The following is a 26,665-nucleotide window of genomic DNA, read 5'->3' as shown; positions in this document are numbered from 1 at the left end:
CGAGCCGTCGCCGCCTGCCGCAAAGGAAAGGGCCGCGCCGTCGATGGCGCGGCTCTGATCGCCCGATCAGTCCGTGATCGGACTCAGGCGATGCCGATGTGGGCGCGATCGCCGAGGTCGGGCTTGCGGTCGGTGAGATTGGCCTTGGCGATTTCCCAGGCGAAGCGGATCGCGCCTCCCTTGGAGATCCACAGTTCGGCGTCGCGCACGTCGAGGCGCAGCAGCGTCAGGTGCGGGTCGTCCTGGCCGTTGGGATACCAGGCGGCCACGATCGGCGACCACCAGCGTTGGATGCGGGCGGTGTCGTGGTCGCGGCTGAGGCGGCCGCCGATACAGGCCTGGAAGTCGCCGTCCTTGGCCTGGACCACGAACATCGCATCGGCGCCCTCGGCCGCGACGGCCTGGGCGAGATCGGTGTCGTCGCGGGTGAAGAACCAGATCTGGCCGCTCTCCGGTTCGGCGAAGGCGGTCATCGGCTGATAGTGTTGGTGGCTGTGGACGAGGCCCAGCATGCCGAAGCGGGCGCTCTCGACCTCTTTCCAGAGGCGCTTTTCCACATCGGCCTTGTCGTGGGGATCGGTGCTCATGGCGTTCTCCTGCCTTCAGGGATGAGGGCAGGAGAACCGGTCGCGGGGAGGGCGGTTCCTAGGGTGGAGCTCCGCCTCGTGCGCCTAGAAACCCATCAGCCGCGCGTAGCGGTCGCGGTGGAACGACGCCCCGCCGAACAGGGCCTCGGCCACGCGGGCGCGCTTCATGTAGAGGCCGGCGTCGTGCTCGTCGGTCATGCCGATGCCGCCGTGCATCTGGACCATCTCGTTGGAGGCCAGGTGCAGCACTTCGCTGGCCTTGGCCTTGGCGAGGGACGACAGGGCGCGGGCGTCGGCGCCGGCGTCCAGGGCCTCCAGCGCGGCCTCGACGCAGGAGCGGGTGGTCTCCAGGTCGGTGAACCACTTGGCGGCGCGGTGCTGCAGCGCCTGGAACGTGCCGATCACCTGGCCGAACTGGGTGCGGGTCTTCAGGTAGTCGAGCGTGATCTCGAAGGCGGCGCTGGCCGTGCCCAGCATCTCGGCCGCCAGGCCCGCATAGGCGCGATCGAGCACGGGCTCCAGGACCGCCCAGCCCTTGTCGACCTCGCCCAGCACCGCCTCGGATCCGACCTCGACGCCGTCGAAGGCGATCTGGGCCGCGCCCCGGCTGTCGGCCAGCGACAGGTGGGTGCGAACGACGCCAGGCGCGTCGCCGGGCACGAGGAACAGGGTGACGCCGTCGGTCTGACCGCTCTGGCCCGACGTACGGGCGGCGACGATCAGCAGGTCGGCGGCCTCGCCGTCGAGGACGAAGGTCTTGGTTCCGTTCAGGGTCCAGCCGTCGACGCTTTGGGTGGCCGAGAGCGCGATCCGCGTCGGATTGTGGTGGGCGCTCTCGTCGATCGCCAGGGTGGCCACCGCCTCGCCGGTGGCGATCTTCGGCAGCCAGGCGGCCTTCTGGGCGTCCGAGCCGCCCAGTTCCAGGGCCGAGGCGGCGATCAGGGCCGTGGACAGGAGCGGGGAGGCCGCCAGGGTCTTGCCAGTCTCCTCCAGGATCAGGCCAAGGCCCAGATAGCCGAAGCCCGAGCCGTCATAGGCCTCCGGCACGACGACGCCCGCCCAGCCCATCTGGCCCATCTCGCTCCAGGCGGCCGGATCGAAGGTCTGCCCGGAGCGCTCGTTGCGCAGTTTGCGCAGGGCCGAGACCGGGGCGCTTTCCTGCGACCAGGCCTTGGCGGCGTCGCGCAGCATCGTCTGTTCTTCGGTCAGGACGGCCATGTCAGGCGCTCTCCATGTCTTGATGGCGGACGGCCCAGTCGAGGGCCTGTTCGAGACGGTCGTTGCCCCAGAAGAGCTCGCCGTCGGCGGTGACGAAGGAAGGCGCGCCGAACAGCCCGCGCTCGCGGGCCTGGCGCACGTGGTCTTTCAACTGGTCCTTGACCGCCGCCGAGGCGGCCTTGGCCAGGACGTGCTCGGGGCCCGCGCCGACGCCGGCGATCAGCGTGGCCAGAACCTCGGCGCTGGAGATATCGAGGTCGTCGACGAAATTGGCCTGGTAGACGGCGCGGCTGAAGGCCGGCGTCCAGCCGTCTTCCAGCCCGCAGATCGCCACCCGCGCAGCCAGCAGGCTGTTGCGCGGGAACTGGCTGGGGTGGTGCAGCGGCAGGCCCTCGCGGTCGCAGACCCGCTGCAGGTCGCGCCACATGTAGTCGCCCTTGACCGGGAAGGCGTTGAACGGGCTGTCGGTCAGGCCCTGCTGCTCGTTGAACAGCGGCCCGACCAGGAACGGCCGCCAAAGCACCGCCACCCCGGCCTGGGCGGCCAGATGCTCCACCCGCATGGCGGCGGGGTAGGAGTAGGTGGAGGCGAACTCGTACCAGAACTCGATCATGACCTTGTCTCCGCTGCTGGGCGGAAGGCTGTCACTGGTGATCGAGCAGGCCAAGCACGCGCTTGGCCACGACGTTCAGATTGACCTCGCTGGTGCCGCCTTCGATCGAATTGCCCTTGGCGCGGAGCATGGCGCGCAGGGCGGCGATCTCGTCGGGGGCGAAGCCTTCGCCTTCCCAGCCCAGGCCTTGGAGACCGAGCGCCTCGACCAGAAGCTCGGTGCGCTCCTGGTTCATCTTGGCGGCGGCGTACTTGATGATCGAGACGGCGGCGCTGGGGCCCGAGCCGGTCTTGGACTCCGCCTCGGCGCGGCGGACGGTCAGCATGAAGGCGTGAGCGTCCATCTTGTGGGCTGCGATGCGGGCGCGCAGGTCGCCGTCGGCGATGCGGCCTTCGCTGTCGACGCCGACATGGACCTTGGCGGCTTCCGCCACATCCAGCCCGGCGTTGCCGCCAAAGCCCGAGGCCGAGATGTTCTGGCGCTCGTACTGCAGGAGGCGCTTGGCGATCTCCCAGCCGCCGTTGACCTTGCCGACCAGCTGCTCCTTGGGAACCTTCACGTTGTCGAAGAAGGTCTCGCAGAACGGCGAGGAGCCGCTGATCAGCTTGATCGGCCGGGCCTCGACGCCCGGCGAGGTCATGTCGAACAGCACGAACGAGATGCCCTCGTGCTTCTTTGAGGTGTCGGTGCGCACCAGGCAGAAGATCCAGTCGGCCTGGTCGGCATAGCTGGTCCAAACCTTCTGGCCGTTGATCAGCCAGTGGTCGCCCTTGTCTTCGCACTTGGTCTGCAGGCTGGCGAGGTCGGAGCCCGCGCCCGGCTCGCTGTAGCCCTGGCACCAGCGGGTCTCGCCGCGCACGATTCCGGGCAGGAAGCGCTGCTTCTGTTCCTCGGTGGCGTATTCCAGAAGGACCGGGCCCAGCATCCAGACGCCGAAGCTCATCAGGGCGGGGCGGGCCTTGATGCGGCGCAGCTCCTGCTCGAGCACCTTGTTCTGGGCCTTGGAGAGGCCGCCGCCGCCGTATTGGGTGGGCCACATCGGGGCGGTCCAGCCCTTGTCGGCCATGCGGTCGAGCCAGAGCTTGGCGTCGGGGTTCTTCCATTCCGCCTTGCGGCCGCCCCAGGGGGCTTCCTTCTCGTCCGTCATCGGCGTGCGCATCGACGGCGGGCAGTTGGCCTCCAGCCAGGCGCGCGTCTCGGCGCGGAAGGTGTCGAGTTCGGTGGCGCCGAAGTCGGCCATGGCGGGCTCTCCCTGGATCGTGCCGGGCGCTTGGCGGCCCGCTTCGGCGCCCAGACTACGCCACGGAACGCGCGGAGCAAGTCGATTCAAACAATCGTTCGCATCGCCGTGCGCGACGAGAACGTCCCGGACGCGTTATAGAAGCGCCGATGACGTTTCCCGGTCCGGGATTCGCCGTTCAGGGGTCTTGATGTCCGCGCCAGAACTGAGACCCGCCGCGCTGGCGGTCGCACCGACTCTCGCGGCCATCCTGGCCGCCTCGGCCGGCGTGCTGCTGCTGGCGTCCGGCGCGACCCCGTCGGAGCCGACGCGCTTCGCCATCCTGCTGGCCTTCGCCCCGTCGGCGCTGATCGAGATCAGCCACTTCGTCTCGTCGATCATCGGCCTGGTTCTGGTGCTGCTGGCCTTCGGCCTGCGCGCGCGTCTCGACGCGGCCTGGTGGGCCAGCCTGGTCATGCTGGCCGCCGGCGCGGTCCTGGCCATCTTCAAGGGCCTGAACTGGGAAGAGACGGCGACCCTGACCGCGTTCTTCGTGGCCATCCTGCCCTTCCACGAAGCCTTCCCGCGCAAGGCGGCCCTGTCGCGCATGGAGATCACGCCCGGCTGGCTGCTGTCGGCGGCGGCCGCCATCGGCGGGGCGGCGTTCCTGGGCTGGTGGATGTTCAACCACGTCGAGTACGCCGACCGTTCGTGGATGCGGATCATGGGCGACCGCGAGGCCGCGCGCGCCATCCGCTCCTCGATCGCCGCGGCGGTGGTCCTGATGGGCATCGGCGTGTGGCGGCTGATCGCCACCCCGGCCACCCCGCCGGTCGTCGACGACACCGACCCCGATTTCGACCGCGTGCGCGCCATCCTGGCCAAGGCCGAGGCGGCCGAGCCGGCCTCGAACCTGGCCCTGCTGGGCGACAAGCGCTTCCTGTTCTCGGCCTCGGGCGAGAGCTTCCTGATGTTCGGCGTGCGTCGCCGCTCGTGGATCGCGCTGGGGCCGCCGATCGGCCGTCACGACGAGCGCATGGAGCTGTTCTGGCGCTTCCGCGAACTGGCCGACGCCCATGCCGCGCGGGCCGGCTTCTACGCCCTGGGCCCGGAAGACCTGCCCGACACCGTCGACCTGGGTCTGGCGATCCAGAAGACCGGCGAAAGCGCCATCGTGCCGCTGGAGAGCTTCTCGCTTGCCGGCCGCCGCCGTGAGGTCCTGCGTCGCAACTGGCGCAAGGCGGGCGAGGGCGGGGCGGCCTTCGAGGTTTTGCCGGCCGGCGCGGCCATGACCGTGATGGCCGAGCTGCGGGTGATCTCCGACGCCTGGCTGGCCCACCACGCCGGCGGCGAGAAGAGCTTCTCGATGGGCGGGTTCGACCCGCGCTACGTCGCCGAGTTCCCCGTCGCCCTGGTGCGTTCGGAAGGCCGCATCGTCGCGTTCGCCACCCTGTGGACCACGGCCCACAAGGCGTCGTTCTCGATGGACCTGATGCGCTACTCCGACGAGGCGCCCAAGAACATCATGGACTACCTGTTCGTCGAGCTCCTGCAGTGGGGCAAGGCGGAGGGCTACACGGCGTTCGAGTTCGGCATGGCCCCGCTGGCGGGCCTGGACGACCGTCCGCTGGCCCCGATCATGTCGCGCGTCGGCCGCCTGCTCTACGAGCGGGGCGAGGGCATCTACAATTTCCAGGGCGTGCGGCGCTACAAGGACAAGTACGACCCCGTCTGGCAGCCGCGCTACATTGCCGCGCCTCGCCGCTGGGCCATCCCTTTCCTGCTCGCCGACATCGGTCTCCTGTCGTCAGGCGGCATGTCCGGCCTGACGAAACGGCCGCGGCCTAATAGCGCGGGTCGCCCGTCTTAAGGCCCAGCAGATTGAGCGCGTGAGCGGCCAGAAGCAGGGTCGCCACCGCGCCCGCCATCATCAGCGGACGCCACGGCGCCATGCGCGGACCCTTTGCGGGGTTGGAAGGGCGCGCGCCCAGCCAGCCGAACAGCACGGTGAGGGCGATCGTCGTCGCGCCCGCGATCAGGGTCGGGATCATGTCCATGGGGCGCAGATGGCCTGCGACAATCGGCCTGGCAATAGGTTAATCCGCATTAACACATGGGAACCAAATCATCTGTACATACCTTGGTAACTGTGTCTGTTAACCTGTCCACAGGAACGCTAAATCTAGCGTTTCTCGTCGCGTTTACACGCTAGGAATCGGTGACTAGCGTGGGTCCCCAGGTGCGGGGAGAGCGATTCGCATGACTGCTGCAGCGCCATGGAGCGTAAAGGGAATCGACCCGAAGGCACGGGAGGTCGCCAAGGACCTGGCCCGTCGCTCGGGCATGACCCTTGGCGAGTGGTTGAACCGGATGATCATCGAGGGTGATTCCGCCGGTTTCGACGCGCCTCCCGCCGATCCTGTTAACGATACTGGCCGTTCGAACGGCCGCTCTGTTTACCTTGAGGCCGATCGCGCCGAGGCGCCGCCGCGCATCGAGGCGCCCGAGCATCCCGCCGACGAGGTGGGCCGCATGGCGTCGGCGCTCGACCGCCTGACCCAGCGCATCGAGGCCGCCGAGGCCCGCTCGGCCCAGGCCATCACCGGCATCGACCAGTCCGTGCGCGGCGCGCTGCAGCGCCTGTCGCATTCCGAACGCGAGCAGATCGCCGTCGCCGCCCGCTTCGAAGGCCTGGCCGACGAGATCAAGACCGAGCAGACCCGCAACGCCGAGCGCCTGCGCCGCATCGAGAACGAAGCCGCCGGCCCGCGCTCGGCCGAGGCCCTGCGCGCGCTGGAGAACGCCGTCGGCCGCGTGGCCAACCATCTTTACGAAGGCGAGGGGCGCACCCGCGAGACCCTGGCCGCTCTGGAAGCCAAGGTCGCCGCCCGCGACGCCGCGCCCGCCGCCGGTCTGGTCGACGAGGTCGTCGCCCGCCTGCAGGAGCGCCTGGAAGCCGCCGAGGCCCGCACCGCCGAGGCGCTGCAGCAGCTGGGCGGTTCGTTCCAGGCCCTGGACACTCGCCTGTCGGTCGTCGAGGGCGAGGGCGGCAGCGCCCAGAAGCGTCTCGAGGAACTGGCCGGCAGCCTGTCGGCCAAGATGGAGGCCGCCCGCGTCGAGATGGCCTCCAAGCTGCGCGAGACGGCCGACGGCCGCTTCGACCGCATGGAGCGCAAGCTGGGCGAGATGACCGCCCACATCCAGGCCGCCGAGCAGCGTTCGGCCCAGGCGATCGAGCGCATGGGCCGCGAGGTCGTTGGCCTGGCCGACGCCTTCAACCGCCGTATCCAGACCTCCGAAGCCCGCCAGGCCAATGCGATCGAGCAGGTCGGCGGCGAAGTGGCTCGCATCGCCTCCAGCGTCGAGCACAAGCTGAACCGCGCGGACAGCGTCCAGGCCCAGGCCCTGGAAAAGCTGGGCGTCGAGATCGCCCGCATCACCGAGAAGCTGGCCGAGCGCATCAGCGCCTCGGAGCGCCGCAACGCCCTGGCCATCGACGATGTCGGCGACCAGGTGGTTAGGGTTACCGATCGCCTGAACCAGCGCGCCGAGCGCAGCTCGCAGGAACTGATCGACCGTATCCGTCAGTCCGAAGAGCGCACCGCCCGCCTGCTGGACGAGGCGCGCGAGAAGATCGACACCCGCCTGGCCGACGCTCAGCGTCGCCTGGCCGAGACGCCCGCTGCTGCGCCGGCTCCGGCCCGCCAGGCCGCGCCCGCACCGTCGCCCTTCGACACCGATCGCTTCTCGTTCGGCGGCGAGGCCGTCTCCGAGGACGTGTTCGAGCAGCCGGCCTTCCCGCAGTCCGGCTTCCAGGCGCCCGTCGCGCCGGCCGCCGTAGCGGCGTCCGCCCAGGCCCCGACCGTCGACACCGGCTGGTCCGCCTCGGGCGGCTTCGACGCCGGCTTCCCGGTCGAGGAGCCCCAGGCGCCCGGTTTCGCCGACGAGGACTTCGAGGCCGCCGACGGCTTCGCCGCGACCCCGCAGGTCGAGGCGCCGTCGTTCGAGGCCGACGCCTTCGATCCCGAGCCCGAACTGCCGATGGCGCCGCCCCGCGCGCTGTCGACCCGCGAGGTCATCGAGCAGGCCCGCGCCGCCGCCCGCGCCGCGGCCGCCGGCGCCGAAACCAAGGCCAAGGCGAAGACCAAGGCCGACAAGGCCGCCGCCAAGTCGCTGTTCGCCGGCTTCGGCAAGGCGCTGCAGAAGAAGGACAAGCGTTCGTCCTCGACCCTGGTCACCGCGCTGCTGGTTTCGGCCGGCGCAGCGGCCCTGGGCGTCGGCACGGCGGGCCTGACCCTGCTGCCCAAGGATGGCGACGGTCCGCTCAACGACCGCGTGGCCCGGGCCATCGCCGGCCGCGCCGCCGACGTCGAGATCAAGACCGGCGAGGCCGACACCACCCCGGCCCAGCCGCGCGTGGCCATGGCCGTAGTGACCCCGGCCGCCCAGTCGGGCGCGACGGCCGCCGAAGCCGAGGCCCCCGCCGTCGACGACGGTTCGGCCCTTCTCGCCGAAGCGGTCAGCCGCCTGGAAGCCAAGGACCGCGGCGGCATCGCGCTGCTGCGCAAGGCCGCCAACCTGGGCCAGCCCAAGGCCCAGTTCCTGCTGGCCAAGATGGCCGAGATGGGCGAGGGCGGCGTCAAGAAGGACATGGCCGAGGCCCGTCGCTGGTACGAGCGCTCGGCTCAGGGCGGCGATCCCAGCGCCATGCACAACATCGCCCTGTTCGCCTATCGCGGCGACGGCGGCGACAAGAACCTGACCACGGCCGCCAACTGGTTCCGCAAGGCCGCCGAGACCGGCCTCGTCGACAGCCAGTTCAACCTGGCCCAGCTGTACGAGAACGGCCGCGGCGTCGCCCAGAACCCGGCCGAGGCCTATCGCTGGTACCTGATCGCTGCCCGCGCCGGCGACGTCGACGCCCGCGCCCGCGCCACGGCGCTGCGCGGTCAGCTGACGCCGGAAAGCCAGCGCATCGCCGAACGCTCGGCCGAAGCCTTCCGCTCGCGTCTGGCCGCCGCGCCGCGCACCACCCAGGTGGCGACCGCCGCCGCGCCGTCGACCGGCATGGCCACGGCCCAGCGCGCCCTCTCCAGCCTGGGCTATTACCAGGGTCCCAAGGACGGTGTTTCCTCGCCGGCCCTGCGCATGGCCATCCAGGCCTATCAGCGCGACCAGAACCTGCCGGCCTCCGGCGCGCTGGACGGCGAGACCCTCAGCCGCCTGTCGGCCTTCGCGCGCTGACCGCGCGCCGGCCTCTGTCGATCGAAAAACGCCCTCGGAGCCCGCTCCGGGGGCGTTTTGCTGTCTACTTACGGCGTGGACCTGGGCGCCGACCTCGGTAATAGTCACCGTTTCGACGCAAACCGGGCCGGGTGAAACAATCCAAGGGCCGGTTTGGACTAGGGTTTGCGCGGTCGGCCGGGACGCTGGCGATCGCGAACGGGGCGGGGGAAGGTCTTCGGACCTGCCGGAGGAGTGACGAGCTGATGACGGACCACGTGACCGAACGCGTGCCTGTTCCGCGCGCCGTATGGGTGTTCGGCCTGTGCACCCTGGCGCCCTTCGTCATAGCGTCCGGCCTGTTCTGCTATGGACCGCAGGGACAGCGCGGACCGGCGCTGGTGGCGTTGCTGGCCTATTCGACCGCCATGCTCTCCTATCTGGGCGGCGTGCGTTGCGGGCTCGAGATCGACCATCTGCGGCCGCGCTGGGCGACGCTGGGCCTTTCGCTGCTGCCGCCGCTGGCCGGCGTGGCGCTGATGCTCGGCGCCGAGCGCTTCGGTCCCGCCTGGCAGCTTTCCGGCTTCCTGTTCGTGTTCCTGCTGCAATGGCTGTGGGACGTCACCAGCCACGAAGGCCCGGCCTGGCGTCCGCGCCTGCGCACCCTGCTGACCACCGGCGCGGCCCTTTCGCTGGCCTTCGCGCTGGAACAGGCGCTGGCCCTTTAGGCCAAGGCCTCCCGAAGCAGCACCATCGACAAGGCGCCGGGGCCGAGCAGAGCCAGGCCGAGCAGCGCCGCGGCGATGCGTGCTCGCCTCCAGCCCAGGCCGCAGAACACCAGCCCGACGGCGGCGATCGCCAGCGAGAAGACGAACCACGAAATGTGGAACTCCGCCCGTCCAGCGCCCACCGACAGCTGCATGAGCAGCGCGTAGGGCGCGACCGAGGCCAAGAGGCAGATCAACGCCCCGAACAGATAGGCCATGAAGGGCCTCCCCACCGCCGCCGTGGCGACAGTATCGGCCGCGCGCCCGAGGCGTGAAGCGCTTTCTGGCGGCGCGTGAAGCCCGCGCCGGGCCTACCGCGCGGCCACGGCCTTTCTCGCCAGCGGATCGCTCAGGCAGGCCGAGGCCACGGCGTGGTTCAGCTTGGCCTTCTTCTTTTCCAGCCGGTGGGTCAGGGCCGTGCCGGCCGCGGCGCCGGCGAACGGGACCACCACGTTGCCGCCCACGCCCACCACGGCGCGCACGATACGGTGCTCGTTGTACTGTTCGGCTTCCGCGCGGGCCTTGCGGCACTTGGCGCTGTCATAGCGCGGATGGCTGGCGTCGAGCCTGGCGACGGTGTCGCGCGGGGCGGGATTGCTGGCGCAGGCCGACAGGACCAGAAGGGCGGCGACGCTCGGGATCAGCGGGCGCATGGGGCGCGGTCTCCCGGGTGGACGTTTCCGGGCAAACGCCGCCGGACGCCCGGGCGATCCCAGGGCCTAGCTTGCGTCAGTCGGGCCGCAGCGACTTGGGCCCCACCGCGTGCACGCGCCTGCCGCCCAGCGCCCCGGCCAGGGGCGGGGCGGCGAACAGGCCGGCGAAGGCCTGGTCCAGGATGTTCAGACCCCCCGTATAGGCGCCGAAGGCCGGCAGGATCAGGCGCTGGCCGTCGGTGACGAAGCAGCGCTTGCGCACGCTGCCGCGACCGCTGGAGACCCGGGCGGCCGGGTGCAGGTGGCCGGCCACTTCGCCGGGCTGGACGCCGGGCTCGGGCTCGTGGCGCAGGATCAGGCCGCCGATGGCCATCTCGTCGATGACCTGGCCGGGCAGGGCGCGGGGGCCGTCGGCGTCGTGGTTGCCCACCGCCCAGATCAGGTCGCGGCCGACGGCGAGCGCGCGCAGGCGGTCGGCGTCGTCGGCCGCCAGGCGATCCTCGGCCGCGCCGTCGTGGAAGCTGTCGCCTAAGAAGATCAGCGTCGCCGGCTCCAGCGCCGCCACCTCGGCTTCAAGACGGGTCAGGGTCTCGCGGGTGTCGTAAGGCGGCAGCATCTGGCCGAAGCGCGCGGCGTAGGACGAGCCCTTCTCGAAGTGCAGGTCGGCGACCACCAGCGCGCGCTCGGACGCCAGCCACAGGGCGCCGGAGCCGCGCAGCAGCACCGTGCGTCCGGCCAGCAGCACGGCGAGCCCTCCACAGTCACTGAGCTGGAACTTCGTCACTAGGAAAGCGCCTCCGCGATCAAGTCTTCCTCCGCCTCGGCCAGGATCATCTCGCCGGCTGCGTCGCCGGGCGCGCGCTCGCGGCCGATCTCCAGCATGATCGGCACGGCGAAGGGCGAAACCTTGTCGAGCGCCGCATGGCGGATGCGGCCCTTGATGCGGGCCAGCAGGTCGCCCAGACGCGCCACGTCCAGCTGGCCGGTCGCGGCGTCCATGCGGGCGCAGCGCAGCAGCAGGTGGTCGGGCTGGTGCTTGCGCAGCACGTCATAGATCAGGTCGGTCGAGAAGGTGACCTGCCGCCCCGACTTCTCCTCGCCAGGATAGCGCCGCTCGATGAGGCCGCCGACCAGGGCGCAGGCCTTGAAGGCGCGCTTCATCAGGAAGCTCTCGTTCAGCCAGTCCTCGAGGTCGTCGCCCAGCATGTCCTGGTCGAAGAGGTCAGGCAGGTCGAGTTCGTCCATCGGCCGCAGCGACCAGATGTTCAGCGCATAGTCGTTGCAGACGAAGCCCAGCGGGCCGACGCCCAGCCGGTCCAGCCGCCGGGTCAGCAGCATGGCCAGGGTGGTGTGGGCCAGGCGCCCCTCGAACGGGTACATGACCATGTGGAACCGCTTCCCGCGAGGGAAGGTCTCCAGCAGCATCTCGTCCTCGTCGGGGATGAGCGAGCGGGCCTTCTGATAGGCCATCCACTCCTGCACGTCGGGGGGCAGGGCGGTCCATTCGGCCTCGTCGTGCATCATCTTGCGCACGCGGCTGGCCAGATAGGTCGACAGCGGGAACTTCGAGCCGCCCCAGCTGGGCATCTTCGGGTCCTTCGCCGGGGCTGGGCTGACATAGGCGTCGGCGCCGACCAGGCTGTTGAACTGCCAGACCTGGCCGGCGAACACGAAGGTGTCGCCCGGCGTCAGCTGTTCGAAATAGCCTTCCTCGGCCTCGCCGATCTTGCGGCCGCCGCGCGCGCGGTCAGCAAAAGTGGAAGCCGGTTTTGCGTCTGACCGCGCGCCACTCAAAGTAGGCGCGCTCCCAGAGCGCGACGGCCTGCGGCCGCCGCCGATGCGGACGTTGACCACGGCCGGCGAGACGATGGCCCCGACGTTCATGCGGTGGCGCTGGACGACCTGGGCGTTGCGGGCCTTCCAGAAGCCGTCCTTGTCCTCGACGATCCGGCGGAAGCGGTCGTAGGTCTTCAGCGCGTAGCCGCCGGTGGAGACGAAATCGACGACGGTCTCGAAGTCTTCCCAGGAGAGGTCGGCGTACGGGCCGGCGCTGCGAACCTCGTCATAGAGGTCGACCAGCCTGAAGGGCTCGGAGCAGGCGCAGCCCATGACGTGCTGGGCCAGGACGTCGAGGGCGCCGACGCGGGCCGGCTCGCCGTCGAGGTGGTTTTCCAGGATGGCGTCGGCGGCGGCGCGGCACTCCAGCATCTCGAAACGGCTGGCGGGCACGAACAGGGCGCGGCTGGGCTCGTCCAGCCGGTGATTGGCGCGGCCGATCCGCTGGACCATCCTGGAGGCCCCCTTGGGCGCGGCCAGCTGGATGACGAGATCGACGTCGCCCCAGTCGATGCCCATGTCCAGGGTCGAGGTGCAGACCACGGCGCGCAGGTCGCCGCGGGCCATGGCCGCCTCGACCTTGCGCCGCTGCTCGGCCGACAGGCTGCCGTGGTGCAGGGCGATCGGCAGGCCGTCGTCGTTGAGCTTCCACAGCTCCTGGAAGGCGAACTCGGCCTGAAAGCGCGTGTTGACGAAGACGAGGGCGGTCCGCGACTGGCGGATGATCTCGTAGACCTCGGCCATGGCGTGCTGGGCGGTGTGCCCCGCCCACGGCACGCGGCCGCCGGAGACCAGAACCTCCACGACCGGCTGCGCGCCGCCCGAGCCGAGGACGAGGTCGACGGACGAGGCGTCGATCCTCCCCCGTTGGGGGAGGTGGCCCGGAGGGCCGGAGGGGGACGGCCGCAGGCCGGCGCTAGCCCCCTCCGTCGGCTTCGCCGCCACCTCCCCCAGGGGGGGAGGATCTTCTTGTCGGTGTCTACCCAGCCACCGTCTCACCAGATCCGGATCATCCACCGTCGCCGAAAGCCCCACCCGGCGCAGCCGCGGTGCGAAGGTCTGCAGGCGCGCGATGTCCAGCGCCAGCAGGTCGCCGCGCTTGGAGGGCCACATGGCGTGGGCCTCGTCGACGATCACGCACGATAGGTCGGCGAAGTATTCCCGCGCGCCCTCCCAGGCGCAGAACAGCGCCAGTTGCTCGGGCGTGGTCAAAAGGATGTCGGGCGGTCGGATGCGCTGGCGGGCCTTGCGGCTCTCGCCGGTGTCGCCGGTGCGGCTCTCGGCGACGATGGAGAGGCCCATCTCGCGGATCGGGGTCATCAGGTTGCGCTCGACATCGACGGCGAGCGCCTTGAGCGGCGAGATGTAGAGGGTGTGGATCCCGGCCGGGGTGTTGCGCGGCGCCCGTTCGGCGAGCTCGATCAGGCTGGGCAGGAAGCCGGCCAGGGTCTTGCCGCCGCCGGTGGGGGCGATCAGCAGGGCGTCGCGGCCGGCCTTGGCCTTCTCGATCATCGCCAGCTGGTGGGCGCGCGGAGACCAGCCGCGGGCGGCGAACCACTCGGAAAAACGCGGGGGAAGCAGGTCGGCCGGAACCATCGCGGTGGCTATAGCATGTTCCTGTTCTGTTTCTGGCGGGGAATCGACATTAGCCACCGAACGGCGTGCGAAGTTTGCGTATCTCGGCGGAGGTTTCTACGGTCGCGCTCGAAGTTTCCCGGAGTTCGCCCATGTCCCGCCGCGCCGCCCTTCTGCTGACCGCCGCCCTGGCCCTGCCGGCTTTGGCCCACGCGCAGGACAGCGCTCCGATCGACCCGGCCAAGCTGTCGGAGATCACTCGCGTGCTGGCCAGCGACGAGTTCCTGGGCCGCGCCCCGGGCGGTCCGGCCGAGCAGAAGACCACCGATTACATCGCCGGGCAGTTCAAGGCGCTGGGCCTGGAGCCGGCCGGCGACGCCGGGTCCTACACCCAGAAGGTGCCGCTGGTGCACACCCGCATCGACGGTCCGGTGGCGATGAGCTTTTCGACCGCCGGCGGCGCGATGGCCCTGGCCCAGGGCGAGCAGGCCCAGGTCATGACCCTGCTGCCGGTCGACAAAGTGGCGATCAAGGACGCCCCGCTGGTCTTCGTCGGCTATGGCGTCAGCGCGCCCGAACGCGGCTGGGACGACTTCAAGGGCGCGGACCTGAAGGGCAAGGTCGCCGTCTTCCTGATCAGCGACCCCGATCTGGAAGCCGAGGCCGGCGAGCCCGCCTACGGCAAGTTCGGCGGCAAGGCGGCCACCTACTACGCCCGCTGGACCTACAAGTACGAGGAGGCCGTGCGCCGTGGCGCGGTCGGCGCCCTGATCGTCCACGAAACCCTGGGCGCGGGTTACGGCTGGAGCACGGTGAAGGCCTCGAACGGCGAGGGCTACGACATCGTCCGCCCCGACCCGGCCAAGGAGAAGCTGCAACTGCAGGGCTGGATCCAGCGGGACGTGGCCGTCGACCTCTTCAAGCGCTCGGGCCTGGACTTCGAGGCCCTGAAGCGCTCGGCGCGCGAGCCGTCGTTCAAGCCGGTGGCGCTGAAGGGCGCGGCGTTCTCGGCCGCCTACAAGGTGGCTCATGAGCCGATGGTCAGCCACAACGTGGTTGCCAAGCTGCCGGGCACGACCCACGCCGACGAGAGCATCATGTACGCCGCCCACTGGGACGCCTACGGCGTGGGCGCGCCGGACGCACAGGGCAAGACCATCCGTCCGGGCGCGGCCGACGACGCCATCGGCGTGGCCGGGGTGATCGAGGTCGCACGGGCCTTCAAGCAAGGACCCGCGCCGCAGCGCTCGATCGTCTTCGCCGCCTGGACCGGCGAGGAGCGGGGCCTGCTGGGTTCGGAGTACTACGCCGTGAAGGCCGGCGACGCCGCGCTCGGCAAGATGGCCGCCAACTACACCCTCGACGTGCTGCAGACCGCGGGGCCCGCCAAGGACATCGTGCTGGTCGGCGCCGGCCAGAACGAGCTGGAGCAGGGCCTGGCCAAGGCCGCGGCCGCGCAGGGGCGCACCGTGACGCCGGACGCCAAGCCCGAACGGGCGCTGTTCTACCGCGCCGACCACTTCTCGCTGGCCAAGCGCGGCGTGCCGGTGCTGCTGGTGATGGGTCTGGGCGGCGGCGCTGACTTGCTGAACGGCGGCCGCGCGGCCGGCGACGCCTGGGTCGCCGACTACACCGCCCGCTGCTACCACCAGCCTTGCGACGCCTGGAGCGCCGACTGGGACCTGCGCGGCGCGGCCCAGGACGTGGCCCTGGTCTATGAAGCCGGCAAGGCGATCGCCAACTCGCGCGTCTGGCCCGACTGGAACGCGGGCTCGGAGTTCAAGCCGGTGCGCGCGGCCAGCGCGGGCCAGCGGAAGTAGGGGCTTTTCACTCCATCCTGGTTTGTCATCCCGGCCGGAGGATTGCGTGAGCGATCCGTAGAGCCGGGATCTCCCACGTCGGCCGTATCGGAACCGTGGGAGGTCCCGGCGCTCCGCTCCGCTACGGCCGGGATGACAAGCAAGAAGGGGAAAGCAGTTCCCCGTTCGTTTCCCCGCGCCGAAGTGTTAATCACTCCCCGTGAGCGCGCTTCCCCCGAATCTTGACCTTGCCCCGGCTCTGGTGGTGCTGCCCGGCCCGCGCGCCGGGCTGGCCGACGGCTCGGGCGAGGGCCGGGTGATCCGGCCGCCGGACGCACGCGACCTCTTCGAGCATGGGCCGGTGCTGGTGGCCCACGCGGCCATGACCGCCAAGCGCCTGAACCTGCACGCGCCGATGCGCTATCCCGGCATCTTCGACGTGCTGGAGCTCTATGCCTTCACCCGGCCGGCGACCTTCTGCGCGCCGTCGTCGGTGGGCCTGGCCATGGCGCTGGGTCTGCCCGAGCCGAAAGGCGCCGCCGCCCAGGCCCAGACCCTGCGCGAGGCCGCCGACTTCTTGCTGCGTGAACTGGCCCTTACCCCGCGTCCGTCGCGCGAGGAGGCCCTGGCCGTGGCCGAGACCCTGGCCCGGGCCGGCTGGTCGTGGGGGCCGGCGGCGGTCGGCGCCCTGCGCTCGGTTCCGGTCGGCAACCAGTTTCGCAGCTCGGGCCTCGATGTCTGGAGCCGTCTGGTCGAATGGGAGGACCACGCGCCGCTGGGCGAGCCGCTGTCGCGTCCCATCGATCCCGAGGTCGCCTCCGAACGCCTGAAGTCGCTGCTCACCCGCGCGGGCCTCGACGAGGTGCGCGAGGCTCAGGACACCTACGCCCGCGAGGCCTCGTTCGCCTTCCAGCCCCGGGAGCGCGAAGGCGAACCCCGGATGATGCTGGCCGAAGCCGGCACGGGCGTCGGCAAGACGCTCGGCTATCTGGCCCCCGCCAGCGTCTGGGCCGAGGCCAACGGGCCCTCGGTGTGGATCAGCACCTATACGCGGGCTTTGCAGCGCCAGATCGAGCGCGAGAGCGCGGCCATCTATCCCGACCCGCAGGTGCGCGCCCGCAAGGCGGTGGTGCGCAAGGGCCGCGAGAACTACCTGTGCCTGCTGAACCTGCAGGAGCAGGTCAACAGCGCCCAGCTGGGCAACGGCGACCTGGTGGGCCTGGCCCTGGCCGCGCGCTGGGCTCGGGTCAGCCGCGACGGCGACATGACCGGCGGCGACTATCCGGCCTGGCTGCCGACCCTGTTCGCCGTGCAGCCCTCGGCCCAGGCCAGCGCCGCCAACCTGGTCGACCGCCGGGGCGAGTGCATCCACGCCGGCTGCCAGCACTATCGCGTTTGCTTCATCGAAAAGGCCGTGCGGGCCTCCAAGCGCGCCGACATCGTCATCGCCAACCACGCCCTGGTCATGACCCAGGCGGCCTTCGACGGCGCCCGGGCGGCGCGGGGCCTGAAGGGCGACAATGAGACCACGGCGGTCAAGCGGGTGGTGTTCGACGAGGGCCACCACCTGTTCGACGCCGCCGACAGCGCCTTCTCGGCCGCCCTGTCGGGCGCGGAGGCCGCCGAATTGCGCCGCTGGATCCGTGGCCCCGAAGGGCGCGGACGGCGGGGCAGGGGGCTGGAGGCGCGCCTGCTCGACATCCTGGGCGACAAGGAAAGCGCCCGAGCGGCGCTGAGCGCCGTGATCCAGGCCGCCACGGCCCTGCCGGGCGAGGGCTGGTCGGGCCGCATCGCGCCGCCGGACGGGCAGGTCAATCCGATCGGGCCGATCGAGAGCTATCTGGTCGCGGTCATCGAGCAGCTGCGGGCGCGGACCAGCGATCGCGGCGGGCCGGAACTGGGCCTGCAATGCGCCGCGCGCCCCGCCGTCGACCTGGTGCGCGAGCGCGCCGGCGAGGCCGCCCGCGCCCTGGCCGGGATCGAGGCGCCGCTGCTGGCCCTGGCGCGCCAGCTGGAGGACGTGCTCGACGAGGACGCCGAGCACCTGGGCCCGTCCGAACGCGCCCGCATCGAGGGCGCGCTGCGGGGCCTGGACCGCCGGGCCCGGATGACCCTGCCGGCCTGGCGCTCGATCCTGAAGGCCATCGACGAGGACGCCCCGGATTCGCTCGAGGGGGAGGATCCCGACTTCGTCGACTGGTTCGAGGCCACCTTCCTGTACGGGCGCGTCGTCGATGCGGCCTGCCGTCGCCACTGGGTGGATCCGACCGAGCCGCTGCGGGCCGCGGTGCTCAGCCCCGCCCACGGCGTGCTGGTGACCAGCGCCACCCTGGTCGACCCGGCGCTGGAGGACCCCTTCGCCCTGGCCGAGATGCGCACGGGCGCGGCTCGTCTGCCCCAGCCGCCCAAGGTGCTGCGCCTGGTCTCGCCCTTCGACTACGAGAAGAACGCCCGCGCCTTCGTCGTCACCGACGTCAACAAGGAGGACGCGCGGCAGGTCTCGGCGGCGATGCGCGAGCTCTTCCTGGCCGCCAACGGCGGGGCCCTGGGCCTGTTCACCGCCATCCGCCGGCTGAAGGCCGTGCACGAGCGCATCGCCGCCCCCCTGGCCGACAAGGGCCTGCCGCTCTACGCCCAGCACGTCGATCCGCTGGAGGCCGGCGCCCTGGTCGACATCTTCCGGGCCGAGGAGGACGCCTGCCTGCTGGGCACGGACGCGATCCGGGACGGCGTCGACGTGCCGGGGCGCTCGCTGCGGCTCTTGGTCTTCGACCGCGTGCCCTGGCCGCGTCCGGACATCCTGCACAAGTCCCGTCGCACCAAGTTCGGCGGCAAGGGCTACGACGACTCGATCGCCCGCGCCCGGATCAGCCAGGCTTTCGGCCGACTGATCCGCAGGGCCGACGACCGGGGCGTCTTCGTGATGCTGGATGCGGCCGCGCCCACGAGGCTCTTTTCAAGTCTGCCCGAAGGGGTGACCATCGAGCGACTCACGCTCGTGGAAGTCATTGAAGCGACGGCCGCATTTCTGTCCGAAGCGCGCGATTAAACGAGCCGTGATGATCCTCCGTGGGGGGAGGGTATCAGGAGGATGGTTTTGCGGTTTCGTATCGGGGCGACGGCCCTGTTGTTCGCCGGTCTGGTGGCCGGCTCTGCGTCTGCGCAGGAGTTCGTGCGCGGCGATTGCCTGAACGTGGTCCAGCCGACGCGCGGCCTGCGGTTCGAGAATGACGATCACGCCCGCTGGTACAAGCGGTTCTGGACCGGCAACTGCCAGGACCTGTCGCTGTGCTTCCCCGGCTCGCCCAACTGGAACGACATCGTCACCAAGCTGCTGGTCAAGGGCGGCCCGTCCGAGAAGCCTGCGCTGCTGCCCAAGGCCTGCAGGCTGGGCCAGCTGATCGGCATGGAATGGGCGCGCGATCGCCGCATCAAGCGGATCTCGACCCAGGACCTCAAGCGCTTCTCCAACATCCTCGACGACGCCGGCGACCCGCTGAAGGGCGTCGAGGCGGTCGAGGTCAAGGCGCGCGCCCTGCTGTCCAAGCCGCAGGGCTGACCTTCGGGCCGAGCCGCCCCCGAACCGTCGTATTGACGACGTGGGGCCGTCGAATTTGTGCAATCGAACGCGTATAGAGGAGCGGTCGGGGAGAAGAGCAGCAAAGGGAGCGATCCTTATGGCCGCAGCGCGCCTGACCACCACCGATATCGCCATCGACGACAAGGCCGCGCCCAGCGAGGTCCGCTCGTCCCGCGCGCTCGTGCAGGCGGTGCGCTGGCGCAGCGGCCTGTCCCAGGCCGAGTTCTCGCGGGCCTTCGCCATTCCGCTGCCTGTGCTGAGCGAACTGGAGCATGGCGAGGCGCGCCCGGACGCCGCCATGCTGGCCTATCTGCGTGTCATCGACCACGCCCCCGACGTGGTGCGTGAAGCCTTGACGCGCGCGGGGCTCTAGCGGGCCACGCAGGGATGGCCCAGAAGGGGAGCGCTTTTCCCACCTGCGGATTACGAGATGTCCGATCCTGAAGACTACAGCCGCGGCTTCGGCGGCGAGGCCCTGGCCGCCCGCCTGAGGCGCGTCTCCGACCGGATCGATCGCGACGGCGCCCGGGTCTATGCCGCCCGGGGGATCCGGTTCGAGCAGCGCTGGTACGGCGCCCTGCGCCAGCTGGTGGAGCATGATCGCCCGATGGGCGTGGGCGAGATCGCCGCGATCCTGCGCATCACCCACGTCTCGGTCAGCGAGGCCAGCCGCTCGATGGAGAGGGCCGGCCTGATCGTTTCCCGGGCCTCGCCCGAGGACGGCCGGCGCAGGCTGCTGGAACTGACCGAGCAGGGCCGGGCGATGGCCGCCCGGCTGGCCCCGCTCTGGGACGCGTTCAACACCGCCGCGCGAGAGCTCGACGCCGAGGCCGGCCACTTGGTCCGCCTGCTCGACCAGCTCGACGACGCCCTGGACCGCCGGTCGATGTTCGAACGGATCATGTCGGGAATTTCATTGGACGAAGGCGAGGTCGGTATAGATATGTAGGTGCCTACATATATTCCTTCGAGGGGATCATGAGCACCACGCGTCGCATCTTCCTGGGAACGGCGGCCTCCATGCTGGCGGTCTGCGCGTCCGGGTCGGCCAACGCCGCCGGCCAGGCCTTCGCCATCAACGGCAACCTGATGCTGCCCATCGATCCGGAAAAGCCGGTCGACCAGGCGATGCGCGACATGGTCAGGGCCTCAGGCCTGACGGCGGCCAAGCAGACGATCGGCGGGCCTGGCACGGAGACGCGGGCCGAGACCGCGCAGTCCATAGCCGGCCTCGACAAGGCCGTGGCGCTCAATCCCGACCTCTATCTCAAGGTCGCCTCGGTCGCCGACTTCGCGCGGGCCAAGGCCACCAAGCGCCTCGGGATCATCTATTCGTTCGAAGCGTCGGAGATGCTGGAGGGCGACCTCGCCGCCATCGACCAGTTCCGCGCCGCGGGCGTGCTGGTCATGGGGCTGAGCTACAACCGCACCACGCCGTTCGCGTCGGGCACGATGTCGTCGCCGTCCACGGGCCTGACTGAGCTGGGCCGCCGCGCCGTCGAGCGGATGAACGCCTTGGGCGTGACGATCGACGTCAGCCACAGCGACGAGCCGTCCAGCCTGGGCGCCGTCGCCGCCTCGAGCAAACCCGTCCTGATCACCCATGGGGGCGCCAGCGCCGTTCACGTCCATCCGCGCAACAAGTCCGACCGGCTGATGCGGGCCATGGCCGAGCGGGGCGGGGTGATGGGGATCTACGAGTTGTCCTACCTGACCGACCCGACGGCCCAGCCCTCGCTGGACGTCTATTTCGCTCACCTGACCCACGCCCTGAAGGTCTGCGGCGAGGATCATGTCGGCATCGGCAGCGACGCCCTGCTGTGGCCGTTCGACACCTCGCCCGAGAGCATGGCCCAGTGGAACAAGAGCCTGGAAGAGCGCAAGGCCGCCGGCGTGGCTGCGCCGGGCGAGGGTCCGCCGCCGTTCGTGGTCGGCCTGAACCGCGCCGACCGCTTCACCGTCATCGCCGAAGAGCTGCGGCGGCGGGGCTACGGCGCGCGGGTGGTCGACAAGGTGCTGGGCGGCAACTTCCAGCGGGTCTTCACCGAGACCTGGACCGCCTAGCTAGTCCTTCTTGCGCTTCTGCGAGAACAGCCAGGCCCGCCAGGTCTCGTCGTGCATCATGTCGGGCGGCACCACGTGGGCCATGCCCGAATAGGAGACGAAGCGCACGTTCCCGCCGGCGTTGGCCAGGGCGCCGGCCCAGGCCAGGTCGGGGGCGTAGGGGTTCTCTCGGTCCTTGTCGCCGTGGACGATCATCACCGGGGTCGGGGCGACCTTGGCCGCCAGGGCGCGTTCGGGCGGCACGCCGGAGAAGGCCGCCACGGCCGCGAACTTTCCCGGCGCCAGCGCCGCGGCGTTCATCGCCGCCGAGCCGCCCATCGAGAAGCCGACGAGATAGATGCGGTCGGTGTCGATCGGCAGGCGGGCCGACAGGTCGTCGATCAGCGCCAGGACGGCCGGCAGGCTGGCGCCCGGACGCGAGGCCAGCAGCCGGTCGGCGCCCTTGGCGTAGTTGGCGGTGCGGGTCGGCGCCTGGGGCGCCAGCACGAAGGCCGGGAAGGTCTTGGCCACGCCGGGACGCGCCCAGCCGCGCACGAAGGGGCCCATCTGGGCCTTGTTGTCGTGGCCCACCGCGCCCGAGCCGTGCAGGATCACCACCAGGGGCAGCTTTTCCTTCGTGGCCGGCGACAGCAGGCGGTAGGGCAGGCGCACGCCGTCCGGCCCGGTGAAGCTGTCGGCGGCGAAGGCTTCGAGCGGCGGCAGGTCGGCCGGTGTCGGGCTGAGCGGCGTGGTCGCGTAGTTGCGCGTCTCGACCGCCAGCTTGGGCGCGGGCGCGCGATCCGGCGCGGGCGTCGAAGCGCAGGCGCCGAGCAAAAGGCAGGCGAGCAACGTAAGCGGCTTTTGCATGGCGTTTGCATAGCCTGCTTCGCGCCGCTTGTCTGGGGGGCGAGCAACCCCGGCCGTGGGCTGGGGGTTTATCTCCCGACGCCCTCGCGGGCGAAGCACGGGAGAAACCGGTCATGATCGGTCACAGGCATCATCAGGAAGACGGCCGCCATTTCACGCACGGCACCTCGTCGACGACCGCCGATTGCGCGGCTGAGGGCAAGCTGCGTCCGGAGGACCGTCACATCGAGGCGCCGCACGCCAGGCGCGCCGACCGGCCCCTGGCCGACAACGAAAAGCACGACCAACTGGCCGAGAAGGTCGAGTGCTCGGAAAGCCGCCAGGAAGCCCTGCTGGACGAGGGCTTGGAGGAAAGCTTCCCGGGCAGCGACCCGGTCAGCGTCAAGCGGATCACCTGACGGCGATCAGGCCTCGCGCGGGAAGCGCGCGGCGGCGCGGGAGGCGAAGCTGCCGCGGGCGGCTTCGCCTTCCGTCGCGCCGGCGCCGGGCATGACGACGCTGCTCTTGCGGCGACGGCGGCGCTGGCGCTGGGCGGAGATGTCGGAGAAGCGCATGGCGCCACGTTCGCGGGCGTCGCGACGCACCGCCTCGATGTGGCTGGCCAGATAGACGACCGCGATCCCGGCGACGTCGGCGGCCAGGTCGGTGAAGCTGGCGCTGCGATGGGCGAACAGCTGGGCGATCTCGGCGCTGGCGCCCAGCAGGATCGCGGCGATCGCCAGGTCGTTGCGGCGCATCTTCGGGAAGGCCAGGAAGGCGACCGCCGTCAGCCCGCCGAAGGCCAGGGCGTGTGCGGCCTTGTCGCTGAGCCCGAAGGCCTGCTCCAGCCCCTGGAACGGACCGAGCATCAGGGTTACGGCGCTGGCCGCTCCCAGGAAGAGCACGGCCTTGGCGGCGGTAACGACATGGTTGGGCGTCAGCATGGGCTCGGCTCGCGGTGGAGCCCTGAGTCCTAAGCCCGCATGCCTCGCAAACCGTGAAGGAACACGGTCAACGGAAGATGACTATTTCTTCGGCTGGGCGGGCGCGGGCTTGGCGGCCACGTCCTTGGCCGTCTTCCAGGCGTGGTAGGCCTCCAGGTAAGGTTGCCGGCGCAGGATTCTGGAGGCGGGATCGACGATCACCGGAACGGCGCCGCCCACCCGCACGCGGCCGGTCCCGTCGGCCATCGAGAGCGTCACCACCTTGCTGCCCACCTTCACCTCGACCGGCATCGGGAAGCGCCCGGCCGGGGTCTTCCAGGCCAGCACCAGGTCATCGCCCTCGCGGGTCTCGACCAGGTCCGGCAGGGCGGCGTGGCGCAGATAGGCGTCGAAGAACCAGCGATAATCGGCGCCGGTTGCGTCGTTGACGGCCTTGATGAAGTCCTCGGTCACCGCATAGCGCGGGGCGAAGTTGCCGGGCCTGGGATCGGGGCGGCCATAGACGAGCACGCGGGTGGCGGTGAAGAAGGCCTCGTCGCCGATCAGGCCGCGCAGCGTGTGCAGCATGTTGGCGCCCTTGTAGTAGATGTCCGTCCCGGGGCCGACCTTGGCGTCGTAGACGGCCTCCTCCTCCATCGGCTTGCCCGAGACGATGGGGAACTTGTTGAAGCTCTTCACCCGCATCTCGTTGAGCCGGACCATGTACTCCATGTCGCCGTGCAGCCACTGCGAATAGAGCGGCTGCATGTAGGTGCCGAAGGCCTCGTGCAGCCACATGTCGTCCCAGTCGACATTGGTCATCTGGTTGCCGAACCACTCGTGGGCCAGTTCGTGCTCCAGCAGCCAGTCGAAGCCGTAGATCTCCTGGGCGTAGCCGGCGCCGTAGGCGTTCAGCGTCTGGTGCTCCATGCCCAGGTGCGGGGTCTCGACCGCGCCCATCTTCTCGGACCGGAATGGGTAGGGACCGATCATCCCCTCGTAGAAGTCGAGCATCGGCTTGAACTGGGCGAACAGGCCGCGCGCCTTGGCCTCGTTGCCCTCGATGGCCCAGAACTCGATCGGAAAGCTGTCGCCGAAGCGGCTCTCGTAGGTGTCCTTCAGCTGAACGTAGGGACCGATATTGAGGGCGACGGCGTAGGTGTTGGGGCTCTTCATCCGCCAGTGGAAGGTGCGCTTGCCGGCCGCCTCCCGAACGTCGACCAGCACCCCGCCGGACGGGGCCGACAGGGGGGCGGGCACGGTGACGCGCAGGTCGACCAGATCAGGCTCGCCGGTCGGGTGGTCGATGCACGGCCAGAAGAGGTCGCAGCCCTCGCCCTGCACGGCGGTGGCGATCCACGGGCGGCCGTCGGGCGTGCTGGCCCAGACGAAGCCGCCGTCCCACGGGGCGCGCTTGGCCTCGACGGGCACGCCGGCATAGCGGATCCGCACGGCGGTGGTGTGCCCGGCGGCGATAGGCGCGGGCGGGGTGATCGACAGGCGGCCGTCGAGATTGCGCCAAGCCGTCGGCGGCAGCTCGCGACCGTCCAGCGACACCGCCGACACGGCGAGCTCGCGGTCGAGGTCCAGCACGATGGCCGGCAGTTCGCGATCGGCGCGCAGGGCCAGCACCGCCTCGCCGGCGATGGACTTGCGCTTGGGGAACACCTCGATCGACAGGTCGACGTGCTCGATCCGCACGCCGGCCTGGTCGGGCTTCAGCGCCCCGCCGGTGGCCAGGGTCTGGGCCGTGGGGGCGGCGCGGGGCGGCTTGGACGGCTTGCGGGCGGGGGCGGCTGCGATCAGCAGCGGCAGGGCGGCGGCCAGGGCCAGGGCTCGGACGGACGATGCAGGCACGGCGACTCCCCGCGATGGACAGGTCCATCGGTAGGGGAGGCGGGCGCTGAGGCCAAGCCGTAGAAACCCATCCCTCGATGAGAGAGCGTTTCTAGATCTTCTCGCTGATCTTGATCGCCACCTTGCAGCCGGTCTGGATGACCGCGCTCAGAAGGGGATAGGCCGTGGCCTCGTGGGCGCCTTCTTCGATGGCCAGGTCGTGGTGCATCAGTTCGTCCTCGCGGAACTGGACGAGCTCGGCGGTCAGGGCCGGGTCGCGGTCCTTCAGTTCCTCGATCTGGCCGGCATAGTGCTTCTCGATCACCGACTCGACGGCCTCGGTGCAGGCGTGGGCGGCCTTGTCGCCGATCAGGGCGGTGCCGGCGCCCAGGGTGAAGGCCGCCAGCCGCCACAGGGGCGACATCAGGGTCGGGCGGACCTTGTGCTCGTTCAGCAGCTCGTTGAAGCGCGACAGGTGGACCTGCTCGTGGCCCTCCATCTCCTTCAGCTGCTCAGCGACGCGCTGGTGGCCGCGGGCGTGCTTCATGACGGCCTGCTGGCCGCGATAGATGTGCACGGCGGCCAGTTCGCCGGCCTGGTCGACGCGCAGGATCTCGGCCAGGCGGGCGGCCTGGGCGCCGCGGCCGGGACGGGGCGGAACGGCTTTCTGGGCGGCGCTCATTGCAAGGCCTCCTTACGGCGAAGGGCCGCGAAGGCCGAGACGACGGCCAGGCCCAGCGAGACCAGGGCGTTCCAGCCGGCCATGGACAGGCCCAGGAAAACCCAGGCGGCCTTGTCGCACATCGGCGGCTGGATCTTGGCGCCCTTCAGCATGGCCACCAGGTCGCCCGACGTGGCGACGCCGCCGCCGGTGCAGGTGGTGGGGCCGGGCCACCACTTCCATTCCACGCCGGCGTGGAAGGCCGCAAGGCCCGCGCCGTAGAGGAAGATCGCGCCCAGCAGCCACAGGGCCGGCGTCCGCAGGCGCGTCCATAGCGGGGTGCGCTGCAGGACGGTGGCGACCAGGCCGACGGTTCCGGCGACCCAGTAGACCTCGCGCTGCTTCAGGCACAGGTGGCAGGGTGCCAGGCCCCCGAAGCTTTCGAAAGCGTGGGCCGCGCCCAGCATGATCGCGCTGGCGGCGAAGGCCAGGACCGGCCAGTGCTTGGCGATCCAGTCCAGGGACGGACGCTTGGGAACGAGGGGACCGGTGGTCACGGCCGGGGTGTCGGTGGTCATACGGCGCACGCGCCTCCGCTGCTTCCTCCCAGGAAATGGCTCGCGGCGAGGCCGATGACAAGGAGCAGGATCAAACCGCCGGCCACCAGGGCCAGGCGGCGCTCGATCACCGGCAACAGGGCCGGGCCGAATTTCTTGACGACGAAGGCGACGAGGAAGAAGCGCGCGCCGCGGGTGACGACCGAGGCGAAGATGAACATCGGGAAGCTGAAGGCCGCCAGGCCCGAGGCGATGGTCACCAGCTTGTAGGGGATGGGGGTCAGGCCCTTGGCCAGGATCACCCACACCCCGTACTTGTCGTACCAGCACTTGAACTCGGCCAGGCCGCCGGCATGGCCGGTGGCGGCCATCATCCACTGGCCGACCGGGGTCAGGAAGTAGCCGATGGCGTAGCCCAGGATCCCGCCCAGCACCGAGGCCAGGGTGCAGATGGCGGCGTAGCGCCAGGCGCGGTCCGGACGGGCCAGCACCATCGGGGCCAGCATCACGTCGGGCGGGACGGGGAAGAACGAGCTCTCCGCGAAGGAGACGGCGAACAGGCTCTTGGGCGCGTGACGCGAGGCGGCCAGGCCCATGACCCAGTCGTAGAGGCGGCGCAGCATGCGAACTCCCGTTTGCGGATGCGCCGTTGCTAGCAGGGGTCGGCGCGCTTGTCCCGGGCGATGCGACGACGTTTTCCGGTTCTTTTTGCGACGCCGCGAAGGCGGG

25 protein-coding genes are annotated in these 26,665 nt (G+C 70.5%); 10 read left to right on the top strand and 15 right to left on the bottom strand.

Going from position 1 to position 26,665, the window contains the following annotated elements; all coding sequences use genetic code 11:
* Positions 1 to 83 precede the first annotated feature (83 nt).
* The 4 genes from G5B46_RS16375 to G5B46_RS16360 form a co-directional block, all read right to left on the bottom strand.
* Complete coding sequence (locus tag G5B46_RS16375; protein WP_165260406.1) at positions 84 to 587, bottom strand: pyridoxamine 5'-phosphate oxidase family protein; 504 nt, start codon at positions 585 to 587, stop codon at positions 84 to 86.
* An 84-nt stretch (positions 588 to 671) separates the two neighbouring features.
* Positions 672 to 1,805, bottom strand: a complete 1,134-nt coding sequence (locus G5B46_RS16370) for an acyl-CoA dehydrogenase family protein (protein WP_165260404.1) — start codon at positions 1,803 to 1,805, stop codon at positions 672 to 674.
* A 1-nt stretch (position 1,806) separates the two neighbouring features.
* Positions 1,807 to 2,418, bottom strand: a complete 612-nt coding sequence (locus G5B46_RS16365; protein WP_165260402.1) for a 2-hydroxychromene-2-carboxylate isomerase — start codon at positions 2,416 to 2,418, stop codon at positions 1,807 to 1,809.
* A gap of 31 nt (positions 2,419 to 2,449) precedes the next feature.
* Positions 2,450 to 3,658 carry an acyl-CoA dehydrogenase family protein gene (locus tag G5B46_RS16360; protein ID WP_165260400.1) on the bottom strand — a complete coding sequence of 403 codons (1,209 nt, stop codon included), beginning with the start codon at positions 3,656 to 3,658 and terminating at the stop codon, positions 2,450 to 2,452.
* Positions 3,659 to 3,848: 190 nt separating this feature from the next.
* On the opposite strand from G5B46_RS16360, the gene G5B46_RS16355 reads away from it, so the two are divergent.
* Positions 3,849 to 5,507 carry a bifunctional lysylphosphatidylglycerol flippase/synthetase MprF gene (locus tag G5B46_RS16355; protein WP_165260398.1) on the top strand — a complete coding sequence of 553 codons (1,659 nt, stop codon included), beginning with the start codon at positions 3,849 to 3,851 and terminating at the stop codon, positions 5,505 to 5,507.
* On the opposite strand, the gene G5B46_RS16350 is transcribed toward G5B46_RS16355, so the two are convergent.
* Entirely contained in the window at positions 5,482 to 5,694 is a 213-nt protein-coding gene (locus tag G5B46_RS16350; RefSeq protein WP_165260396.1) for a hypothetical protein, read from the bottom strand. The genes G5B46_RS16355 and G5B46_RS16350 overlap by 26 nt on opposite strands.
* Positions 5,695 to 5,896: 202 nt before the next feature.
* On the opposite strand from G5B46_RS16350, the gene G5B46_RS16345 reads away from it, so the two are divergent.
* Together G5B46_RS16345 and G5B46_RS16340 are read left to right on the top strand one after the other, a co-directional pair.
* Positions 5,897 to 8,881: an SEL1-like repeat protein gene (locus G5B46_RS16345; RefSeq protein WP_165260394.1), complete on the top strand. Its 2,985-nt coding sequence runs from the start codon at positions 5,897 to 5,899 to the stop codon at positions 8,879 to 8,881.
* A 245-nt stretch (positions 8,882 to 9,126) separates the two neighbouring features.
* A complete protein-coding gene (locus G5B46_RS16340; protein WP_165260392.1) occupies positions 9,127 to 9,588 on the top strand; it encodes a DUF3429 domain-containing protein in 462 nt (153 codons plus the stop codon).
* On the opposite strand, the gene G5B46_RS16335 is transcribed toward G5B46_RS16340, so the two are convergent.
* The 4 genes from G5B46_RS16335 to G5B46_RS16320 all read right to left on the bottom strand — a co-directional run bounded on the left by G5B46_RS16335 (position 9,585) and on the right by G5B46_RS16320 (position 13,712).
* A complete protein-coding gene (locus G5B46_RS16335) occupies positions 9,585 to 9,845 on the bottom strand; it encodes a hypothetical protein (protein WP_165260390.1) in 261 nt (86 codons plus the stop codon). The genes G5B46_RS16340 and G5B46_RS16335 overlap by 4 nt on opposite strands.
* 93 nt (positions 9,846 to 9,938) lie before the next feature.
* A complete protein-coding gene (locus G5B46_RS16330) occupies positions 9,939 to 10,280 on the bottom strand; it encodes a hypothetical protein (protein WP_165260388.1) in 342 nt (113 codons plus the stop codon).
* Positions 10,281 to 10,356: 76 nt separating this feature from the next.
* Positions 10,357 to 11,064, bottom strand: a complete 708-nt coding sequence (gene pdeM, locus G5B46_RS16325) for a ligase-associated DNA damage response endonuclease PdeM (RefSeq protein ID WP_165260386.1) — start codon at positions 11,062 to 11,064, stop codon at positions 10,357 to 10,359.
* Positions 11,064 to 13,712, bottom strand: coding sequence for a ligase-associated DNA damage response DEXH box helicase (locus tag G5B46_RS16320; protein WP_165260384.1), 2,649 nt, complete (start codon positions 13,710 to 13,712; stop codon positions 11,064 to 11,066). Before G5B46_RS16320 ends, pdeM begins: the two co-directional genes overlap by 1 nt.
* Before the next feature lie 131 nt (positions 13,713 to 13,843).
* Here G5B46_RS16320 and G5B46_RS16315 point away from each other — a divergent pair, with 131 nt between their 5' ends.
* The 6 genes from G5B46_RS16315 (at position 13,844) to G5B46_RS16290 (ending at position 21,134) form a co-directional block, all read left to right on the top strand.
* Entirely contained in the window at positions 13,844 to 15,511 is a 1,668-nt protein-coding gene (locus tag G5B46_RS16315) for a M20/M25/M40 family metallo-hydrolase (RefSeq protein WP_165260382.1), read from the top strand.
* A gap of 199 nt (positions 15,512 to 15,710) precedes the next feature.
* On the top strand, positions 15,711 to 18,539 hold the full coding sequence (locus G5B46_RS16310; RefSeq protein ID WP_165260380.1) for an ATP-dependent DNA helicase: 2,829 nt from the start codon (positions 15,711 to 15,713) through the stop codon (positions 18,537 to 18,539).
* 48 nt (positions 18,540 to 18,587) lie between these two features.
* Entirely contained in the window at positions 18,588 to 19,049 is a 462-nt protein-coding gene (locus G5B46_RS16305) for a hypothetical protein (RefSeq protein WP_240903534.1), read from the top strand.
* Positions 19,050 to 19,167: 118 nt separating this feature from the next.
* Positions 19,168 to 19,443, top strand: coding sequence for a hypothetical protein (locus tag G5B46_RS16300; protein WP_165260378.1), 276 nt, complete (start codon positions 19,168 to 19,170; stop codon positions 19,441 to 19,443).
* Between the two features lie 57 nt (positions 19,444 to 19,500).
* Entirely contained in the window at positions 19,501 to 20,019 is a 519-nt protein-coding gene (locus G5B46_RS16295) for a MarR family transcriptional regulator (RefSeq protein ID WP_165260376.1), read from the top strand.
* Positions 20,020 to 20,048: 29 nt separating this feature from the next.
* Positions 20,049 to 21,134: a membrane dipeptidase gene (locus G5B46_RS16290; protein WP_165260374.1), complete on the top strand. Its 1,086-nt coding sequence runs from the start codon at positions 20,049 to 20,051 to the stop codon at positions 21,132 to 21,134.
* Here the strand turns inward: G5B46_RS16290 and G5B46_RS16285 are convergent, their stop codons facing one another.
* Entirely contained in the window at positions 21,135 to 21,980 is an 846-nt protein-coding gene (locus G5B46_RS16285; RefSeq protein WP_165260372.1) for an alpha/beta fold hydrolase, read from the bottom strand. It abuts the gene before it with no gap.
* A 113-nt stretch (positions 21,981 to 22,093) separates the two neighbouring features.
* Here G5B46_RS16285 and G5B46_RS16280 point away from each other — a divergent pair, with 113 nt between their 5' ends.
* A complete protein-coding gene (locus tag G5B46_RS16280; protein ID WP_165260370.1) occupies positions 22,094 to 22,378 on the top strand; it encodes a hypothetical protein in 285 nt (94 codons plus the stop codon).
* 6 nt (positions 22,379 to 22,384) lie between these two features.
* Here G5B46_RS16280 and G5B46_RS16275 read toward each other — a convergent pair whose 3' ends face one another.
* The 5 genes from G5B46_RS16275 to G5B46_RS16255 form a co-directional block, all read right to left on the bottom strand.
* The gene (locus G5B46_RS16275; RefSeq protein WP_165260368.1) at positions 22,385 to 22,903 is read right to left on the bottom strand and encodes a VanZ family protein; all 519 of its coding nucleotides are present in this window, start codon (positions 22,901 to 22,903) and stop codon (positions 22,385 to 22,387) included.
* A gap of 81 nt (positions 22,904 to 22,984) precedes the next feature.
* Positions 22,985 to 24,739, bottom strand: coding sequence for a M1 family metallopeptidase (locus G5B46_RS16270; RefSeq protein ID WP_165260366.1), 1,755 nt, complete (start codon positions 24,737 to 24,739; stop codon positions 22,985 to 22,987).
* Positions 24,740 to 24,830: 91 nt separating this feature from the next.
* Positions 24,831 to 25,400 (bottom strand): demethoxyubiquinone hydroxylase family protein, encoded by a 570-nt coding sequence (locus tag G5B46_RS16265; RefSeq protein ID WP_165260364.1) that lies wholly within the window; start codon positions 25,398 to 25,400, stop codon positions 24,831 to 24,833.
* Entirely contained in the window at positions 25,397 to 25,957 is a 561-nt protein-coding gene (locus G5B46_RS16260) for a disulfide bond formation protein B (protein ID WP_165260362.1), read from the bottom strand. Before G5B46_RS16260 ends, G5B46_RS16265 begins: the two co-directional genes overlap by 4 nt.
* On the bottom strand, positions 25,954 to 26,559 hold the full coding sequence (locus tag G5B46_RS16255; protein ID WP_116568453.1) for a YqaA family protein: 606 nt from the start codon (positions 26,557 to 26,559) through the stop codon (positions 25,954 to 25,956). Before G5B46_RS16255 ends, G5B46_RS16260 begins: the two co-directional genes overlap by 4 nt.
* Between the last annotated feature and the right edge of the window lie 106 nt (positions 26,560 to 26,665).

Origin of the sequence: Caulobacter sp. 602-2 (genome assembly GCF_011043625.1) — a bacterium.
Classification (GTDB): Bacteria; Pseudomonadota; Alphaproteobacteria; order Caulobacterales; family Caulobacteraceae; genus Caulobacter.
Note: the sequence above shows the minus strand (reverse complement) of the source record. Positions and strands in the feature narration are given on the sequence as shown.

Bases quoted from the DNA above. Each gene is read 5' to 3' on its own strand.
- G5B46_RS16375 (WP_165260406.1), bottom strand. From the start codon at position 587: ATGAGCACCGATCCCCACGACAAGGCCGATGTGGAAAAGCGCCTCTGG.
- G5B46_RS16370 (WP_165260404.1), bottom strand. From the start codon at position 1,805: ATGGCCGTCCTGACCGAAGAACAGACGATGCTGCGCGACGCCGCCAAG.
- G5B46_RS16365 (WP_165260402.1), bottom strand. From the start codon at position 2,418: ATGATCGAGTTCTGGTACGAGTTCGCCTCCACCTACTCCTACCCCGCC.
- G5B46_RS16360 (WP_165260400.1), bottom strand. From the start codon at position 3,658: ATGGCCGACTTCGGCGCCACCGAACTCGACACCTTCCGCGCCGAGACG.
- G5B46_RS16355 (WP_165260398.1), top strand. From the start codon at position 3,849: ATGTCCGCGCCAGAACTGAGACCCGCCGCGCTGGCGGTCGCACCGACT.
- G5B46_RS16350 (WP_165260396.1), bottom strand. From the start codon at position 5,694: ATGGACATGATCCCGACCCTGATCGCGGGCGCGACGACGATCGCCCTC.
- G5B46_RS16345 (WP_165260394.1), top strand. From the start codon at position 5,897: ATGACTGCTGCAGCGCCATGGAGCGTAAAGGGAATCGACCCGAAGGCA.
- G5B46_RS16340 (WP_165260392.1), top strand. From the start codon at position 9,127: ATGACGGACCACGTGACCGAACGCGTGCCTGTTCCGCGCGCCGTATGG.
- G5B46_RS16335 (WP_165260390.1), bottom strand. From the start codon at position 9,845: ATGGCCTATCTGTTCGGGGCGTTGATCTGCCTCTTGGCCTCGGTCGCG.
- G5B46_RS16330 (WP_165260388.1), bottom strand. From the start codon at position 10,280: ATGCGCCCGCTGATCCCGAGCGTCGCCGCCCTTCTGGTCCTGTCGGCC.
- G5B46_RS16320 (WP_165260384.1), bottom strand. From the start codon at position 13,712: ATGGTTCCGGCCGACCTGCTTCCCCCGCGTTTTTCCGAGTGGTTCGCC.
- G5B46_RS16315 (WP_165260382.1), top strand. From the start codon at position 13,844: ATGTCCCGCCGCGCCGCCCTTCTGCTGACCGCCGCCCTGGCCCTGCCG.
- G5B46_RS16300 (WP_165260378.1), top strand. From the start codon at position 19,168: ATGGCCGCAGCGCGCCTGACCACCACCGATATCGCCATCGACGACAAG.
- G5B46_RS16295 (WP_165260376.1), top strand. From the start codon at position 19,501: ATGTCCGATCCTGAAGACTACAGCCGCGGCTTCGGCGGCGAGGCCCTG.
- G5B46_RS16290 (WP_165260374.1), top strand. From the start codon at position 20,049: ATGAGCACCACGCGTCGCATCTTCCTGGGAACGGCGGCCTCCATGCTG.
- G5B46_RS16285 (WP_165260372.1), bottom strand. From the start codon at position 21,980: ATGCAAAAGCCGCTTACGTTGCTCGCCTGCCTTTTGCTCGGCGCCTGC.
- G5B46_RS16280 (WP_165260370.1), top strand. From the start codon at position 22,094: ATGATCGGTCACAGGCATCATCAGGAAGACGGCCGCCATTTCACGCAC.
- G5B46_RS16275 (WP_165260368.1), bottom strand. From the start codon at position 22,903: ATGCTGACGCCCAACCATGTCGTTACCGCCGCCAAGGCCGTGCTCTTC.
- G5B46_RS16265 (WP_165260364.1), bottom strand. From the start codon at position 25,400: ATGAGCGCCGCCCAGAAAGCCGTTCCGCCCCGTCCCGGCCGCGGCGCC.
- G5B46_RS16260 (WP_165260362.1), bottom strand. From the start codon at position 25,957: ATGACCACCGACACCCCGGCCGTGACCACCGGTCCCCTCGTTCCCAAG.
- G5B46_RS16255 (WP_116568453.1), bottom strand. From the start codon at position 26,559: ATGCTGCGCCGCCTCTACGACTGGGTCATGGGCCTGGCCGCCTCGCGT.